Source organism: Microvirga guangxiensis (assembly GCF_900102135.1).
GTDB lineage: Bacteria > Pseudomonadota > Alphaproteobacteria > Rhizobiales > Beijerinckiaceae > Microvirga > Microvirga guangxiensis.
Window position 1 is genome coordinate 36,760 of the sequence record NZ_FMVJ01000009.1, and the last position, 14,730, is coordinate 51,489.

15 protein-coding genes and 2 pseudogenes are annotated in these 14,730 nt (G+C 63.4%); 10 read left to right on the forward strand and 7 right to left on the reverse strand.

Annotated elements, in window-relative coordinates:
- Positions 1-463: 463 nt before the first annotated feature.
- The 8 genes from BLP10_RS15620 to BLP10_RS15655 all read left to right on the forward strand — a co-directional run bounded on the left by BLP10_RS15620 (position 464) and on the right by BLP10_RS15655 (position 7,324).
- On the forward strand, positions 464-1,732 hold the full coding sequence (locus tag BLP10_RS15620; protein WP_091136579.1) for a hypothetical protein: 1,269 nt from the start codon (positions 464-466) through the stop codon (positions 1,730-1,732).
- Positions 1,729-2,493, forward strand: a complete 765-nt coding sequence (locus tag BLP10_RS15625) for an RnfABCDGE type electron transport complex subunit D (RefSeq protein ID WP_091136584.1) — start codon at positions 1,729-1,731, stop codon at positions 2,491-2,493. Before BLP10_RS15620 ends, BLP10_RS15625 begins: the two co-directional genes overlap by 4 nt.
- Positions 2,486-3,289, forward strand: coding sequence for an FMN-binding protein (locus BLP10_RS15630; RefSeq protein WP_091136587.1), 804 nt, complete (start codon positions 2,486-2,488; stop codon positions 3,287-3,289). The genes BLP10_RS15625 and BLP10_RS15630 overlap by 8 nt, the downstream gene beginning before the upstream one ends.
- Positions 3,289-3,942 carry an NADH:ubiquinone reductase (Na(+)-transporting) subunit D gene (locus BLP10_RS15635; protein ID WP_091136591.1) on the forward strand — a complete coding sequence of 218 codons (654 nt, stop codon included), beginning with the start codon at positions 3,289-3,291 and terminating at the stop codon, positions 3,940-3,942. Before BLP10_RS15630 ends, BLP10_RS15635 begins: the two co-directional genes overlap by 1 nt.
- Positions 3,939-4,550 (forward strand): NADH:ubiquinone reductase (Na(+)-transporting) subunit E, encoded by a 612-nt coding sequence (nqrE, locus tag BLP10_RS15640; RefSeq protein WP_091136595.1) that lies wholly within the window; start codon positions 3,939-3,941, stop codon positions 4,548-4,550. The genes BLP10_RS15635 and nqrE overlap by 4 nt, the downstream gene beginning before the upstream one ends.
- Entirely contained in the window at positions 4,547-5,767 is a 1,221-nt protein-coding gene (nqrF, locus tag BLP10_RS15645; protein WP_091136599.1) for an NADH:ubiquinone reductase (Na(+)-transporting) subunit F, read from the forward strand. The genes nqrE and nqrF overlap by 4 nt, the downstream gene beginning before the upstream one ends.
- 4 nt (positions 5,768-5,771) lie before the next feature.
- On the forward strand, positions 5,772-6,752 hold the full coding sequence (locus BLP10_RS15650) for an FAD:protein FMN transferase (RefSeq protein ID WP_091136604.1): 981 nt from the start codon (positions 5,772-5,774) through the stop codon (positions 6,750-6,752).
- A 182-nt stretch (positions 6,753-6,934) separates the two neighbouring features.
- Positions 6,935-7,324 carry a CBS domain-containing protein gene (locus BLP10_RS15655; RefSeq protein WP_244510571.1) on the forward strand — a complete coding sequence of 130 codons (390 nt, stop codon included), beginning with the start codon at positions 6,935-6,937 and terminating at the stop codon, positions 7,322-7,324.
- A gap of 317 nt (positions 7,325-7,641) precedes the next feature.
- Here BLP10_RS15655 and BLP10_RS23585 read toward each other — a convergent pair.
- Positions 7,642-8,072 (reverse strand): annotated as a pseudogene (locus BLP10_RS23585) (Crp/Fnr family transcriptional regulator); the annotation flags it as partial.
- Between BLP10_RS23585 and BLP10_RS24065 the strand changes: the two are divergent.
- Positions 8,061-9,098, forward strand: a pseudogene (locus tag BLP10_RS24065) (HAD-IC family P-type ATPase); the annotation flags it as partial. The pseudogenes BLP10_RS23585 and BLP10_RS24065 overlap by 12 nt on opposite strands.
- Positions 9,099-9,135: 37 nt before the next feature.
- Here BLP10_RS24065 and BLP10_RS15675 read toward each other — a convergent pair.
- From BLP10_RS15675 to BLP10_RS15690, 4 genes are all read right to left on the reverse strand, one after another.
- Positions 9,136-9,462, reverse strand: a complete 327-nt coding sequence (locus tag BLP10_RS15675) for a P-II family nitrogen regulator (RefSeq protein ID WP_091136615.1) — start codon at positions 9,460-9,462, stop codon at positions 9,136-9,138.
- Positions 9,455-10,144, reverse strand: coding sequence for a DUF1538 domain-containing protein (locus BLP10_RS15680; protein ID WP_244510596.1), 690 nt, complete (start codon positions 10,142-10,144; stop codon positions 9,455-9,457). Before BLP10_RS15680 ends, BLP10_RS15675 begins: the two co-directional genes overlap by 8 nt.
- 47 nt (positions 10,145-10,191) lie before the next feature.
- Positions 10,192-10,884 carry a DUF1538 domain-containing protein gene (locus BLP10_RS15685; RefSeq protein ID WP_091136626.1) on the reverse strand — a complete coding sequence of 231 codons (693 nt, stop codon included), beginning with the start codon at positions 10,882-10,884 and terminating at the stop codon, positions 10,192-10,194.
- Positions 10,885-10,983: 99 nt separating this feature from the next.
- Positions 10,984-11,868 (reverse strand): universal stress protein, encoded by an 885-nt coding sequence (locus BLP10_RS15690; protein WP_091136629.1) that lies wholly within the window; start codon positions 11,866-11,868, stop codon positions 10,984-10,986.
- 254 nt (positions 11,869-12,122) lie between these two features.
- Between BLP10_RS15690 and BLP10_RS15695 the strand changes: the two genes are divergently transcribed.
- Positions 12,123-12,962, forward strand: a complete 840-nt coding sequence (locus BLP10_RS15695) for a universal stress protein (protein ID WP_175493936.1) — start codon at positions 12,123-12,125, stop codon at positions 12,960-12,962.
- A 162-nt stretch (positions 12,963-13,124) separates the two neighbouring features.
- Here BLP10_RS15695 and BLP10_RS15700 read toward each other — a convergent pair whose 3' ends face one another.
- The gene (locus BLP10_RS15700) at positions 13,125-13,964 is read right to left on the reverse strand and encodes a universal stress protein (RefSeq protein ID WP_175493937.1); all 840 of its coding nucleotides are present in this window, start codon (positions 13,962-13,964) and stop codon (positions 13,125-13,127) included.
- A gap of 233 nt (positions 13,965-14,197) precedes the next feature.
- Positions 14,198-14,605 carry a DUF4112 domain-containing protein gene (locus BLP10_RS15705; protein ID WP_091136938.1) on the reverse strand — a complete coding sequence of 136 codons (408 nt, stop codon included), beginning with the start codon at positions 14,603-14,605 and terminating at the stop codon, positions 14,198-14,200.
- Between the last annotated feature and the right edge of the window lie 125 nt (positions 14,606-14,730).

The window sequence follows — 14,730 nt, forward strand, 5'->3', positions numbered from 1 at the left end:
CAGTTAGTTTTGGCAGCCCGGGGTTGTGACAGGTATCGCAATCGACAACCCCGCCCACGGGTATCGGGCTCTGTGGAAGGCCCGGTTTGCTGCCGTCGAACCCGTACAGTGAGCGGAATCCGGCGCCGGAGTGGCATGTCGAGCAAACGGGAGGAATAACACCCGACTTATTCCAGTAAGAGAACGCGGGCGAGTGTATATTCGCATGACCAGATCGTGACCATTGGGTAATTTGCTTAATACTCGCTTCTCTGGACGGGGTCTGCCCTGCAGCGACGACGACAACAAATACAAGCGGTATACTGATCAAGAGAAGAAGGGGACGAAAGTGCATTGACAGATCCGCTCAGGCGACTGGAATGGCGGAAGGCTCTATGCTAGGACGTCAATTGTCAAGCAGAGGTGCCGCCAGCGACCATCCGGCCACGACCAGGATCACGAGGAGAATCAAGCCATTTTCGGATTGTCTGACCGCGGCCTTTCTGTTCCCGTTTTCACACCACATCCGCTGCCGGAAACGCCCGAGACCGTGATCACGGCTGAAGCCGGGCTGAACCTCGGTTCGCAGATCGACTTTCGAGCCGAGCCGCTGGTGAAAGCAGGCGATCACGTCGCCCAAGGCGCGCCGATCCTGAGGGATCGGCGACGGCATGAATGCATCATCACTGCTCCGATGGCCGGTCGCGTTGCCGAACTGGAGATGGGCGCCGGAAGGCGCCTGGCAAGCCTCGTTCTTTACGCCGAGGATCGTGACGACAGACATGCCTACGAGGTGGGCGCCGCCAGTGACGAGATCGCTTGCGGCGAAGGTTCGGCGGCCCTGCGCAGGCTGCTTCAGGAGGCCGGGCTGTGGATGCGCTTTCGCTCACGGCCCTTTGGCAGGGTTCCGGCGCCCGAGACAATTCCCGCAACGATCTTCGTCATGGCGGTCGACACGCGTCCGCTTGCGCCGGACCCACGTGTGGCTCTGACGGGTGAGAATGCCGAATGGCTGCAGCTTGGATTGCGGGCGCTCGCGCGGCTTTGCAACGGGCAGATCCAGTTCTGCCAGGATCGCGGTCCCGACATCATCTCCCCTAACGAGAGGGTGAGGATCAGGCGGGTGGGCGCGCTTCATCCCGCTGGGCTGGCGGGTTTCTGCATCCATCAGTCCTTTCCGGCCCGCCCGGACCGCCAGATCTGGGACATCGACGCCGAGGATGTTGCCGCCATCGGTGAGTTGCTTTCGGAACGGCGGCTGCCCGCTACCCGCCTCGTCTCGGTCGCTGGGCCCGGCATGCGCGAGACGCTTCTCGTTCGCTGCCAGCCAGGCGCTGACCTTCGCGACCTCGCCTATGCCCATATGAGCCCAGGTCAGCAGGCCATTCTTTCCGGCTCGGTGCTGGAGGGGCAGGAGTCCCGCTGGCTAGGCTATAGGGACCGGCAAGTGACCGTCATCAGTCGCCCCTCGGGGGGACGGCCGCGTCACTGGCTCGAAACGGCGCTGCGGCAGGCCTCTCACCCCAAGCCGATCATTGCCACGGCCGCGGTCGAGCAGGCGCTCGGCGGGTACATACCCGCCATGGCATTGCTTCGGGCTTTGGCCGTGGGTGACGACGAGGCTGTGGCAGAACTGGGAGGTCTGTCGCTCCTGGAGGAGGACCTGGCATTGGTCGACTACATCACATCCGCCAAGCCGCGCTTTTCCGAACTGCTGCGCGCGTCGCTGGACCGCATTGAGGCGAACTTATGATCCGGGGGATCTGGACGCGTGAGACTGTGGCGCTGCTGATCGTGGCGTCCGCCCTGCCGGTTGCCGTGGCGTGGCTATGGGAAGAGGGCATAACCGGGGCCGGCCGTCTCGTCTTTGCTCTGATCCTGGGAGGCCTATGGCAGACGCTGTTCACAATCGTGCGGGCGCAGGCGCCGAGCCCGGCGGGGTTGGTATCTGCGCTGGCCATGGCCATGGTGGTGCCGGAGGTCGGACCATGGCAAATCGCGCTCGGCATCAGCTTCGGTTTCGTCTTCGGCGAACTCATATTTGGTGGCTGGGGCCGGAGCGTTCTTAACCCTGCGGTCGTGGCGGCCATGTTTCTTGGCTTCGGCTTTCCCACGGCCGAATGGCCCCTGCTGGCCGTTCAGGTCGGCTGGGCCGTCATCCCGGCTGCCGCGCTGCTCCTGGTCTTCGGCGTGATGCCCTGGCGGGTGCTGGCGGCGGCACTGATCGTGCTGGTCGTGGCGGGAGGCTTCAGCCTCGACCTCGTCACCACTGGGGTGAGCTTTGCGCTCGTGTTCTTCGTCTGCGATCCTGCGACAGCGCCCTCGATGCCGCTGGGGCGCTGGCTGCACGGGGCGCTGTTCGGCGTGCTCATCGCTGTTTTTGCCGCAATCTGGGATACGTCACAGGTGCAGATTGCCGTCTCTGCCGCATTTCTTTCGTCCTTGGCCGCACCGCTTCTGGATGAGATCGCCACAGCGATTTGGCTGGCCGCTCGGAGGTATCGTCATGGCTGACCTCAACCCGATCCGCCTTTGGCGCCAGCTGCTTTCGCAGCCGAACGAGAGCCGAGCCAAGACGCTTGCGGTCGCCTTTCTCGTCTCGACGTTGTGCGCGGTCATGGTGACTGCGGCAACGGTCGTCCTGCGGCCGATACAGGTGCAGAACCGCGCGATGGAGCAGCAGACGCGCCTCGAGGGCTTATTGTCAGAAATTCCGGGGCTGAAGGACCTCTTGGGCAGCTCCGAAGAGATGACGCTCTCGACAGTGGTGGTCGACCTGCGGCGGGCCCGGGCGGCTAAGGACGTGACGCCCGAGACCCTCGAGAGCGCGCTCGCAGATTCGCGGAACTGGACCCCGCTGACCCCGCAGGAGGACATCGCCAATCTGGGCAGCCGCGCCGACCTCAAGCAGATCTATCTGCTGCGCGGGCCAGGCAACGAAGTTGGACTCGTGGTGTTGCCGGTCAGCGGCACCGGCTATGGCGGTCCCATCGAGGCGATGATCGCCATCGGGGCGGACATGAGTAGGGTGGCGGGACTGGCGGTCTTGTCCCATAATGAAACCCCCGGGCTCGGCGGCCGCATCAGCGAGCCGGCCTGGCGGCAGCAATTCACCGACAAGAGCATCCGCGACAGCACGGGCGGCGTGCGATTGGCGGTGGCGCGGGGCAGGGCGACCACCGAATTTGAGGTCGACGCGATCACCGGCGCGACGCGCACCAACAATGCGATTACCCGAATGCTGCAGTTCTGGCTCGGGCCGAACGGCTATGGGCCCCTGCTCGATGCCATCGGGCGGGGGGACTTCTGATGAAGCTCTGGGCACAAGTCACCGACCCGATCCTGCACCAGAATCCCGTCACGCTGCAGATCCTGGGTATCTGCTCCGCTCTGGCGGTGACGACGACGCTCGCCGCAGCGCTGACCATGTCAGCGGCGCTGACCGCAGTGATTATCGCCGCCTCCGGCATCATCAGCCTCATCCGCACCCATCTGCCATCATCGATCCGGCTGATCGTGCAGATCATCATCGTTGCATCGCTGGTGATTGTGGTTGACCAGTTCCTCCAGGCCTTCTTCTACGAGATGAGCCAAAGGCTGTCGGTCTTCGTCAGCCTGATCGCAACCAATTGCGTGGTGCTGGGACGGACCGAATCGTTTGCCCTGCACAACCGTCCGCTGCCGGCGATGGCCGACGCGCTCGGCAATGGGCTGGGCTACTCAGCTGTACTGATCATCCTGGGCACAATGCGCGAGCTCTTCGGCCGGGGCACGATCATGGACATCCCGGTTCTGCCCACGATCGAGCAGGGCGGATGGTTCGAGCCCATGAACCTTATGCTGCTGGCGCCCAGCGCCTTTTTCCTACTGGGGGGACTGGTCTGGGCGATCCGCAGCTGGAGGACTGAACAGGTCGAAAAACTCGAATACAAGCTTGCGCCGGCCGAGGAGCCGCGCAGATGAACGATCTCGTCGCCCTCTTCATCAGCTCTGCCTTCATCGAGAACATGCCGCTGACCCTGTTTTTGGGACTGTGCACGTTCCTGGCGCTGTCGCGGCGGCCGGGAACGGCGGTGTGGCTGGGCATTGCCGTTATCGCCGTCATGGGGGTAACGGTGCCGCTCAACCACCTGCTCTACCGATACGTGCTTGCCCCCGGCGCGTGGGCGTGGGCAGGGATGCCCGATCTGGATTTGAGCTACCTCAGGCTACTCACCTTCATCGGCGTCGTGGCGGCGGCAGTGCAATTGGTCGAGATGATCATGGACCGTGCGATGCCTGCGCTCTTTGCGACATTCGGCGTCTTTCTGTCGCTGCTTGCCGTACATTGCGCCATCCTGGGAGGAAGCCTGTTCATGGCCGATCGAAGCTACAACCTCGCCCAAAGCGCGGTCTTCGGGCTGGGCGCCGGGACCGGATTCGCGGTGGCGGTCATCATGCTCTCGGCCATTCGCCGGCGACTGGCCTATGCCGACCTGCCGCAAGGACTTCAAGGGCTGGGCATTGCCTTCATCCTCACAGGAATGATGTCGTTGGGGTTTTCCACCTTTGCACAGGTGGCGCTGCCATGATCGAGATCACGCTTGGCAGTCTGCTGATCATCCTGCTGATCATGGCGCTGGCCGCTGGTCTTCTGACCGCCCGTGCGCGGCTGGTGCCGGATACCGTCCTGCGGGTGACCGTCAACGAGGGGCAGACCATCGAAACCAAGCGCGGACGCAAGCTGCTCGAAGTGCTGCACGGGGCGAATATCCCCATTCCGGCAGCCTGTGGCGGCAGCGGCACCTGTGGGCAGTGCCGCGTCGTCGCGGAAGGGGAAGGTGCTGGGGACTTGCGGTCCACCGAGCGCGGACTGTTGTCAGCCAGGGAGCGCCGCAGCCATGTGCGATTGGCGTGCCAGGTCAGCCTGCGCGGTCCTGTTGCGGTGACAGTGGCGCCCGAGGTCATGTCAGCTGAGACTTTCACCTGTTCTGTCGTTAGCAATCGCATGCTCGCGCCGCTGATCCGTGAGCTCGTGCTGGCCCTGCCCGAGGACCGGAGCCTCGAATTTCGAGCCGGCAGTTTCATGCTGCTGACGGCCCCGCCGCATGAGCGTGATTTCTCACAGATCGAGATCGACCCCGAGCATGAGCTGGCGTGGCGGGTTTCGGGCTGGCCGGGGCTGAGATCGAGCACGGTGGACCGCACGAGCCGCGCCTATTCGATCGCTAACCGGCCGCAGGATCGCGGCCTCCTGATTCACAACGTCCGGCTCGCGGTGCCGCCCGCCGGGCGAGAGGCGGAGATTCCGCCGGGGATCGTCTCGTCCTATCTCTTCGGCCTTAAGCCCGGCGACAGCATCGAAGTCGCCGGACCCTTCGGGGACTTCCACGTCCAGCCCACCGAGCGCGAAATAGTATTCGTCGGCGGCGGCGTCGGCATGGCCCCGCTCCGTTCGATGATCCACGAGCAGCTCGGGCTCGGTACCAGGCGCCGGATCTCCTATTTCTACGGCGCCCGATCGGTGGCTGACCTGTTCTATGGCGACGAGTTCGAAAAGCTGGCTAATGAGCACGAGAATTTCAGTTGGACGGTAGCTCTGTCGGATCCTGCGCCAGGGGACCGCTGGCAGGGAAAAACCGGGTTCATCCACGAGGTTCTGCGTGCCATCATGCGCCATCATCCGGCGCCAGAAGATTGCGAGTACTACCTGTGTGGCCCGCCAGTGATGATCTCGGCCGTTCTCTCCACCCTCGACGGCCTAGGCGTCGAGCCGCGTTCCATCTTCAACGACGATTTCGGGAGCTGAGGACATGAGATTACGGCTTACTCGTCGTGAGGCCCTTGCGACCGGCCTTGCCGCCGTCGCCGGCGTCGCCGCTCCGGCGCTCGCCCGTGCGGCTGCGCCCACAACTCAGATCGGCGGACCCGCCTATGGCACCTGGTGGAGCCTCACCCTGCCTGCCAAGGGCGATGCATTGGCTTTGCGCCCGGTGATCGAGCAGGTACTGGCCCGCATAGATCGCCTGATGTCGCCATGGCGGCCTGACAGCACGATCACCCTCTTCAATGCAGCCCGGAGCACCGACTGGCAGCGCGTTGGCAGCGAGACCGCAACCGTCGCACGGGCGACTCTGGCGCTCCGCGAGGCCAGCGCAGGCGCTTTCGACCCCGCCGTCGGCCCACTGGTCAGCCGCTGGGGCTTCGGCCCGATCTCCGGCGAGAAGCCCTCCAGCGACACCGGCTTTGCCGTCGGGGATGACGCCTTGTGCAAGCATCATCCGGGCCTGACGCTCGACCTTTGCGGCATCGCCAAGGGCTATGCGCTCGACCAAATGGGTCGCGTCCTGCGCGACCGCGGCGAGGAGGACTTCGTGATCGATCTGGGCGGCGAAATCGCCGCCATGGGGTGGCACCCGGACGGCCGGAGCTGGCACGTCGCCATCGAAGACCCGCGGGAGGGTCGTTCCGGCGCCGTCGAGATGCTGAGGTTGAGCGGCAATGCGATCGCCACATCCGGCGACCGGACAAACGGGTTTACGGTCGGCACCAGGCGCTACAGCCACATAATCGATCCAGTGACGGCCGAGCCGGTGGAGGGATCCACGGCGTCGGTCTCCGTTCTTGCGGATGACGCCATGACCGCAGACGGATGGGCGACTGCGCTCATGGCCGCAGGGGCCGATGGTCCCGCGCGGGCCCGTAACCAAGGGCTGGATGCGCTGTTTTTCATTCGCGATGGGGAGAGCCTCCGACGCGTTCCGGTCGGCCGCTTCGACGATCATTTGGCCTGAGAGGGAGCAAGAATGGAACTCCTCTTTGCTCTGGTGATCGTCTTGCTCGTGACGGGTGGCCTCAGCCTGGGGCTGATGTTGCACGGGCAGCCGCTGCGATCCTCCTGCAGCGGGATGACCTGCTTACCTGACGAAGCGCGCTGCGCGGGCTGTCCCCGCCGCCTGAAGCATGGATCGGGATCATGACGGATCAGATCTCAACCATTATGCACCGAGAGTTCCCAACGTTAGTCGCCGAGATGCCTATCCGCCAAGCAGCCGGCCTGCTCCATTCCAGTGGCTTCGAATCCGCTCCGGTGGTGGACGCCTCCGGCGAGCTGATCGGCATCTTGACCCAGAAGGACTGCTTCCGCCCTGCCCTGCAGGCGAGCTACTACCGGCAATGGCGCGGCACCGTCAGCGACCAGATGAGCAGCCCGGTCAAGACCATCGAGGCGGAGACTGATATGGTCACCGCCGCCCAGATGTTCCTCTCGGAACCCCACCGATCGTTCCCGGTCCAGCAGTCCGGCCGACTGGTCGGCATGCTACGCCGTGAAGACCTCTTGGGCGCCTTTCTGCGCTTGGGGTAGGAGTCGGAACAAGCACTCACATGGGGTTGGTAGGGTCAAGGCAGGCTGTTTCAGGCGGGCACGACGACGATCTCCACGGACATTGCGGATCCAAGGTCCGGTCTTGCTTCGGAAAAGATACTGCTGGCGAATCCGATGTTGCTTCTGTGTTCGCAGGTGAAGGACTGACCTGAAGCTGGTCGAACACAGGTAGCGGCTGTTCACTCCGAAAGCTTGGCAGCCACCTCAGCTGCCCGAAGCGATCGCCAGCAGTATCTTCTCAGGGGGCAGACCAGTCGCGGGCGGGGCACGTCCTGGCTTCTGTCAAGCGAGAACACCTACTGGGGCATATCCTCGGCGATCATGAAAAGCTTATGGGGATCGCGGACTATGATTCTTTGTCGTCCACCCTCCACCAACCCCTGCTCCTCCCAGACACTCAGGATTCGACTGACAGTATGCAGGGTGGTTCCTGTCATCTCAGCGACATCCTAGCGCGAGATCGGAAGCCGATCTGAACATCTATCCCAACTTTTCGTCCGGCCTGACGCGCCAGCCGCAGCAAAGTATGGGCTACGCGGCGCTCGACCTGCTCGGTCGACATCTCCACTACCCGGGTATGTGCATCCTGGAGCCGCGCGCTCATGGTTTGCATTGCATTGCCGGCGAGCTGCGGGAGGCTTCCCACCAGGCGCGGCCAGATCAGGACGATACTCTCCACCACCGCGTGTGCGCTCGCCGGATAGCCCGTCCTACCGCCCGCACCAGCCCCGAGCACAAGCTGCGCATCGTGCGTGCGCTCCAGGCCAACGGCCACATTGTCGCCATGACCGGCGACGGGGTGAACGATGCGCCCTCGCTGCGGCAGGCCGACGTGGGCACTGCCATGGGCATCAAGGGAACGGAGGCCTCGAAGGAGGCCGCCGAGATGGTTCTGCTCGACGACAACTTCGCGTCCATCGTCAATGCGGTCAGCGAGGGCCGGACGGTCCACGACAACATCCGCAAGGTGATTTCCTGGGAGATCCCCACCAACGGCGCCGAAACGCTCGCGGTCGTGCTCGCCATCCTGGTGGGCTTCAGCCTGCCGATGTCGGCGACGCAGATCCTCTGGGTCAACCTGATCCTGGCCTCGACGCTGGGGCTGTGCTCGCCTTCGAGCCGCCCGAGCCCGGCGTCATGCGCCGTCGACCGAGGCCGGCCAAGGCGCCGCTGCTCTCGCCCTTCCTGCTCTGGCGAGTGGTGATCGTCTCGGTGCTGCTGGCCGCCGCCTCTCTCGGCGTATTCTTCTATGCCCTGGAGCCTGTGTGAAAACCCGAACCAAGTTGGTTGAGACAAACTATTCGTACAAGTTCAAGCCTCTACACTGAGGATTTCACGATCTATCAAGGCGGACCAGAAATAAAGTTTCGGCAAGGAGTGGCTCGTCAGCGTTTTCACACAGGCTCCCCTGAATAGCGGACGCGATGTCGAAACGGCGCGTACGATGGTCGTCAACATGTTCATCGTCGGCGAAATCTTCTACCTCTTCAACGTGCGCTATCTCCACATGACGTCTTTCTCCTGGAGAGGCGTTCTCGGCACGCCAGCCGTTCTCATCGCCATCGCGGTGCTTGTCGTCGCCCAGTTGCTGTTCACCTACGCGCCGTTCATGCAGGCCCTGTTCGAGACCCGGCCGCTTTCTTTAACGGACGGTATTCTGATCGTCGCGATCGGCGCCGGTCTCATGATCCTCCTAGAGGGTGAGAAGCTCCTGATGCGGCGCCTCGGCTGGTTTGAGGAACTGAAGGACTGAGGCATCGAAAGAAAAGCCGGTCGAGTTGGGCTCGACCTCAAGGCGCCTGGGACGCCATATGATGCACCCCGACGATGTTCTCGATGGGAACGACGAAGGCGAGCCCGTTGCCGGGCTTGTCCAGCTCAACGGCCTCAACGATCCTCTGTAGAATGGCATCCGCCTGGCTGCCAGGGGTAAGCGTGAGCAGGATCTCCTTTTCCGGCTCGATCGGGATGCCGAAGATGGAGTCCTTCTCATTGACCCCCACACCCCGTCCGGAGAGGATCGTGCCTCCCGTGGCGCCTGCCTTGACCGAGGCCTCCAGGGCCGTGTTTCCCCATCCTTTTCGGACAATGGTGACAATCATGGTGGAGCTAAGCATTTCGTGTTTCCTTCCGGAACTCTTTCCATCGGATGAGCAGGCCCAAGGTCATAAGGGACAAGATCGGCGCCATTGCGATCAGCGCGACCAAGCCAAAGCCATGAACGAGCGGGTCCTGGTTTCCCATCGCCGCCGATGCTCCCAGAGCAAGCGCCAGCAGGAACGTGTTGGCGAGCGGCCCCGTGGCCACGCCGCCGGCATCGATGGCGATCGCCACGAACCGGCTGTCGGAGAACCACATGATGATAACGATGAGTGCATAGCCTGGTATGAGCAGGTGCAGCAGCGAGATCCCGTAGCCGATCCTGAGGAAACCGATCCCGACCATCACGGACACGCCGATACAGATCGCGTAGAGGACCATGGATCGGCGAATGGAGCCGTTGGACGCGTCATCGACCTGGTCGGCCAGGATGCGCACCGCAGGCTCACCCCAGGTGGTGGCGAACCCGAGAAACAGGCCGGCCGGCAGCAGCAGCCATTTCTGGGGAAGCGCACCAAGGGCTTCGCCGATCGCCGTCCCGTACGGCATGAAGCCAATGGCAACGCCCGCCAGGAACAGGAACAATCCCGCGGCCGCGATCGCAGTTCCGGTCAGGATCTTTCGGACATCTGAGCGGGGCAGCTTGAGCAGGAAGATCTGGAAGAGCAGGAACAGCACCGCTAGCGGCAGAACCGCCATCACGACGCTCCATGCTGTGGTCTTGAACTCCCCAAGCAGTTCCATCATCACGACAGCAGGCCCATGATCATGATGACGACGATCGGACCAATCGATGCAAAGCCCAGCAAGCCGAATCCGTCGGAGATCGCGTCGCGGCCGGCAAGGACAGAGCTCAGGCCCGCGGCCAAGGCCAGCACAATCGGCGCCGTCAGCACGCCTGTGGTGACGCTACCCGCATCATAGGCCAACGGCACGATATCCGCCGGTGCGATGAAGGAGAGCAGGATGACAATGCCGAGTGAGATCGTCAGCAGCACCCGCATCGAGGCGCCGTAGACAATTCGTGCCATGGCCAGGGCAACGAACACGCCGACTCCGCCGGCGATCAAGTAGAGAAGGGAGGTTCGGCCAGTTCCACCTTGCGAGATGTTGCCCACTTGGCTCGTCAGGACCAGCACGTCGGGTTCGGCGATGGTGGTCGCGAAGCCCATGACGAAAGCCACGGAAAGGATGAACGCGATGGATCCCTGCTTCGGCAGTTCCGCCCCGATGAAGCGTCCCATGGGCAGAACGCCGAGATCAATGCCGATGAACAGCAGCGTCATGCCGAGGACGACGAGCGCCACCCCAGCAAGGAACTGGAAAAACAGGAGTGTCAGTGCCTGCACGAGTGTCATCTGGAGCAGGCCGGCGACAATGATGAGCGGCGCCACGGTCTTCAGCGAATCCAACAGGTTGTTCTTTAGCAGCGAGATCATGACTTGAGGCACCTCGATTGGTCGTCGCCCTTGGTCAGGCGAACTCGGATGAGCCACAGAATAGCTGTTGACCTGGAACGGGCGTGCTCCCGAAGGTGGCTAAGGCTGTTCCTCCTGGCCCGAGGGCTGGGGCAGGGGAACCGCCAAGACATCAATCTCGGAGCCTTGCAGCACGCCCTCTGCGACGCTGCCGAGGAGCAGGGTTCCAAGACCCGATTGTCCGCGCGTTCCCACCACAATGAGGTCGGCGCGCTCGTACCGGGCGCAGTTCTTGATGATCGCACCGGTGGGCTCCTCAGCGAGCTTCAGGATCTGCCGTCTCGGCTTGAACCCGACTCGGCCGATGAACTCGACCATGTTGATAGTGGCGCATCGTTCCTGCTCAGCGATGTAATCCTTGATCTGGTCCTGCGGCAGCGTTGCACCGAACATCATCCCCCGGGCGGGAGCATCGAAGACGTGCAGCAGGAGGACCTCCGCGTCGTGGAAGAGGCCGAGATCACGCGCCGTGTTCAGGGCATGGGCCGAGCTTTCGGAAAAGTCCGTGGCGATCAGGATGCGGTGGTACTGCCGGGAGGGAACGGCATTGGCCATGAGAATGGGCCGGCGGCTGCGCCGGATCGTGCGCTCGACGGTCGTGCCCATGAACATCTCCCGCAGGGCTTGGCGCCGGTACGGCCCCATGACCGTGAGGTCCGCATCGAACTCCTCCGCTGCGCCGGAGAGGCCCTCAAACGGTTCTCCCAGCATGACCTTGGCGTCACAGGGCACGTTGTCGACATCATGGACGGTGCGAGCCAGTTCGGTGAGGAGAATCGTTGCCTCGCGCTGGCTGACCTCCACCAGCCGCGCGGGCTGGTCGTCGTCAACGACGTGAACCAGGACGAGGCGAGCGGATGTGCCACGGGCGAGTAGGGTAGCGCGGCGCAATGCACGATCCGACCTCGTCGAAAAGTCGGTTGCTACCACGATCCGTTGCGTCATTCGCTATTTCTCCGTGTTGGTGGATCGAATGCGGCTCAAGTCCGCTCACGCATTGTGGCCCAAGACGGCTTGGTAAGGCCACTGCTAAGTTCTGCCGCCTCGACCTTGCAAGCGCCGCGGGCGCTTTGGGTAGATCGCGTTCTTCAAGGCAGCTAACACTCTCCAGGTTGTCTTAGCCTATTCCCTGTCTGGAAACGGCCGCGAAACCAAGGTAGATCACTCCGTGCACTGGCTGTGCCGTAATGGGAGGGTTCATGAACATCCAGGATCTTGTCGTCCACGTCCCGCCTCACGTCGATGGCCCCGATCACGGCGTCAAACTGGCGTTCGACCTAGCGAAGCGTCAAGGAGCCTACGTCACAGCCCTCGTCGACGAGGTCCGGCTCACCAGTTTCGACAGCCCGTCGGCAACCAGCGAAGCTGACGAGCGCCTCCGGCAGGAGATCAACGAACGCTCGCGGCACCAGGCCCAGCGCCTGTCTCATGCCGTTGCGACTGCGGCTGAGGCAGCGGGCATTCGGCACGAGGTCGTGATCGAGCCCGCCTTGTCTTATCAGGAGGGACAGGTCTTTGCGGATTATCTCCGGGTGCGGGCTCTCGGGATCATCGGTGTCAACGGAGCCCTGGAGGGAGACATCCGCCTTGTGGTGGAGACAGCCCTGTTCGAGACCGGCCGGCCGGTACTCCTCGTCCCGCCCACCTCATCCGCCCTTGGGAACGACAGAGTGATGGTGGCCTGGGATGCGACCCCTGCCTCCGTGCATGCCGTCACGGCTGCTATGCCGTTCCTGCGTGCCGCCCGCGAGGTCGTTGTCGCTCATGTCACGGATGACAAAGCCTTCCAGCGCGGCCGGTCCGGCGTCGAACTCTGTCATCACCTGTCCCGGCACGGCGTTCAGACGCAGTTTGCGCCCGTGCAGCGTGGCGAGCGGGATGTGGCCGATGCTCTCCTTGAGGCCACCCGAGTTCATGACGTCGGCCTCCTCGTGATGGGTGCCTATGCCCATTCGGCGCTGCGGCGTCTGATTTTCGGCAGCGCGACACGTGGCATGTTCGAGCGTTCGTTCGATGTGCCGATCCTGATGGCGAACTAGCCATCCTGCTGGGATCGTGCTCAACCAACAGGCTCTGGCAGCTGTCCTAGCATGCGCTTGGATCACCCTGCTGGGCAGCCCCAGAACCAAGTCAAATCGAAGGATGCTGACCCCGGCAGGTCACGACCAGCCGGGGCATGTCTGCATCAGACGGAAGCCAGTTCAGTAGGAGAGGAACAGCGGAACCGGAGATGCGTTCAGGAGCGATTGGGTCACGCCGCCGAGCACGAGCTGCCGCAGGCGCGAATGGGCGTAGGCGCCCATCACGACCATGTCCGCCTGGGTTAAATTCGCATGGTTGCGCAACGTCTCGGCCACATCCCCCTGCTGGGCTGGCAGGTTCACGACATTGACATTGATGGCGTGGCGCGCCAGATGCGGCGCGATCTCGGCACCCGGTACAGTCTTGGCCAAATCCTTCTCGCCTGTAACGCTCACGAGTTCGACCTGTTCGGCCGCCCGCAGGAACGGCAGGGCATCGTTGAGCGCGCGGACCGCCTTCGGGGTGCCATCCCAGGCAACGATGATCCGCCCGGCTCTGAAGGTATCCACACCATGTGGAACGACGATCACCGGCCGGCCGCTGGAGAAGATTGCCTGTTCGATTAGGGTGCGATCCATCGTCAGGACGTCCGGATCGGCATCGACCACGGTCAGGTCGTGCACGCGGGACAAGGCGGTGAACCTCTCGACGAGTTCGGCATACCGGAGCTGAACGCTCTCGACCGTGCAGGGAACCCCCTCCAGGTCTGCCTGGCGGCGGGCGCTCTCGGCCGCGGCCTCGGCGAGCTCCCGCACCCGCTGATTCTCACCCGCCACGAGCCCGGCCGCCATCCTGCTCACGACCGCGTGGGTCAGCACCAGTTTGACCGAAGCGGACAAGGCGGTGGCATGGGCGCCGGCCTCCCGCGCCAGAGACAGCCCATAAGCGAGCGCCGCCGACGGGACATCGGCCTCCTCCGTAAAGCCGACGAGAATGTTTTTCACATTGTTCAGGGGCACTCTTAGTCTCCTTGATAACCTACGACGATGTGGAAGGGAGGAAGCGAGCCTACATCGATGCGCATGATCTCTGTCACGCAAGGTATACGAAGCAGGCGTAGGCTCTCATCCGTCAGCGCTCATTGTTTTCAGTGGCCAGCGCCAGGCCACGTCTCGGATGGCAAGGGCCTGGACAGCTCGCCCAGGCCGCGCGGTAAGCTTACGCCCGGGGAGCATATCAGCCGCTTGGGCCATTATCTTCGGAGCGGCCACCGCACCGGATGCGCCTCGTCCAGATGCTCGCGGAGCAGAGCCATGTTGCGCAGGTTCGAGCGGAAGAACACGTCACCGACCCAGCCCACGAGTGGAATGGCGCCGATCACGAAGTCCACGCCGACATTCCCAACCATGCGCAGGAGCGTCCCGGTCGGCACGCCGAGACGACGTGCTTCCCAGATCAGGTAGGCCGACATACCCTTCGAGGTCAGCGTACCGATGCCGGGAATGAGGTTCAGGAGGGCGTCGGCGCCAAAGCGGATGTTGGTTCCCGGCACGCGAACAGCGCTGTCGAGAAACCGCGCCAGCACGTCGAGGCGCGCGCGGGTCTCGTCCGCGCGAAACGAGGCGTCGCTGAGAGGAGAGGGATAGGAATAAGACGTCACAGTCGTCTCCCAGATGCGGAGCGGCTTCAAGCGCTCCTCAGGTGAGAGAGTCCGACATCACAGCCTGGGGAAGACTGCCAGAGGGGCCCGGACCCCGGTGGCCTGTACGTAGGAAGGACGAGAAC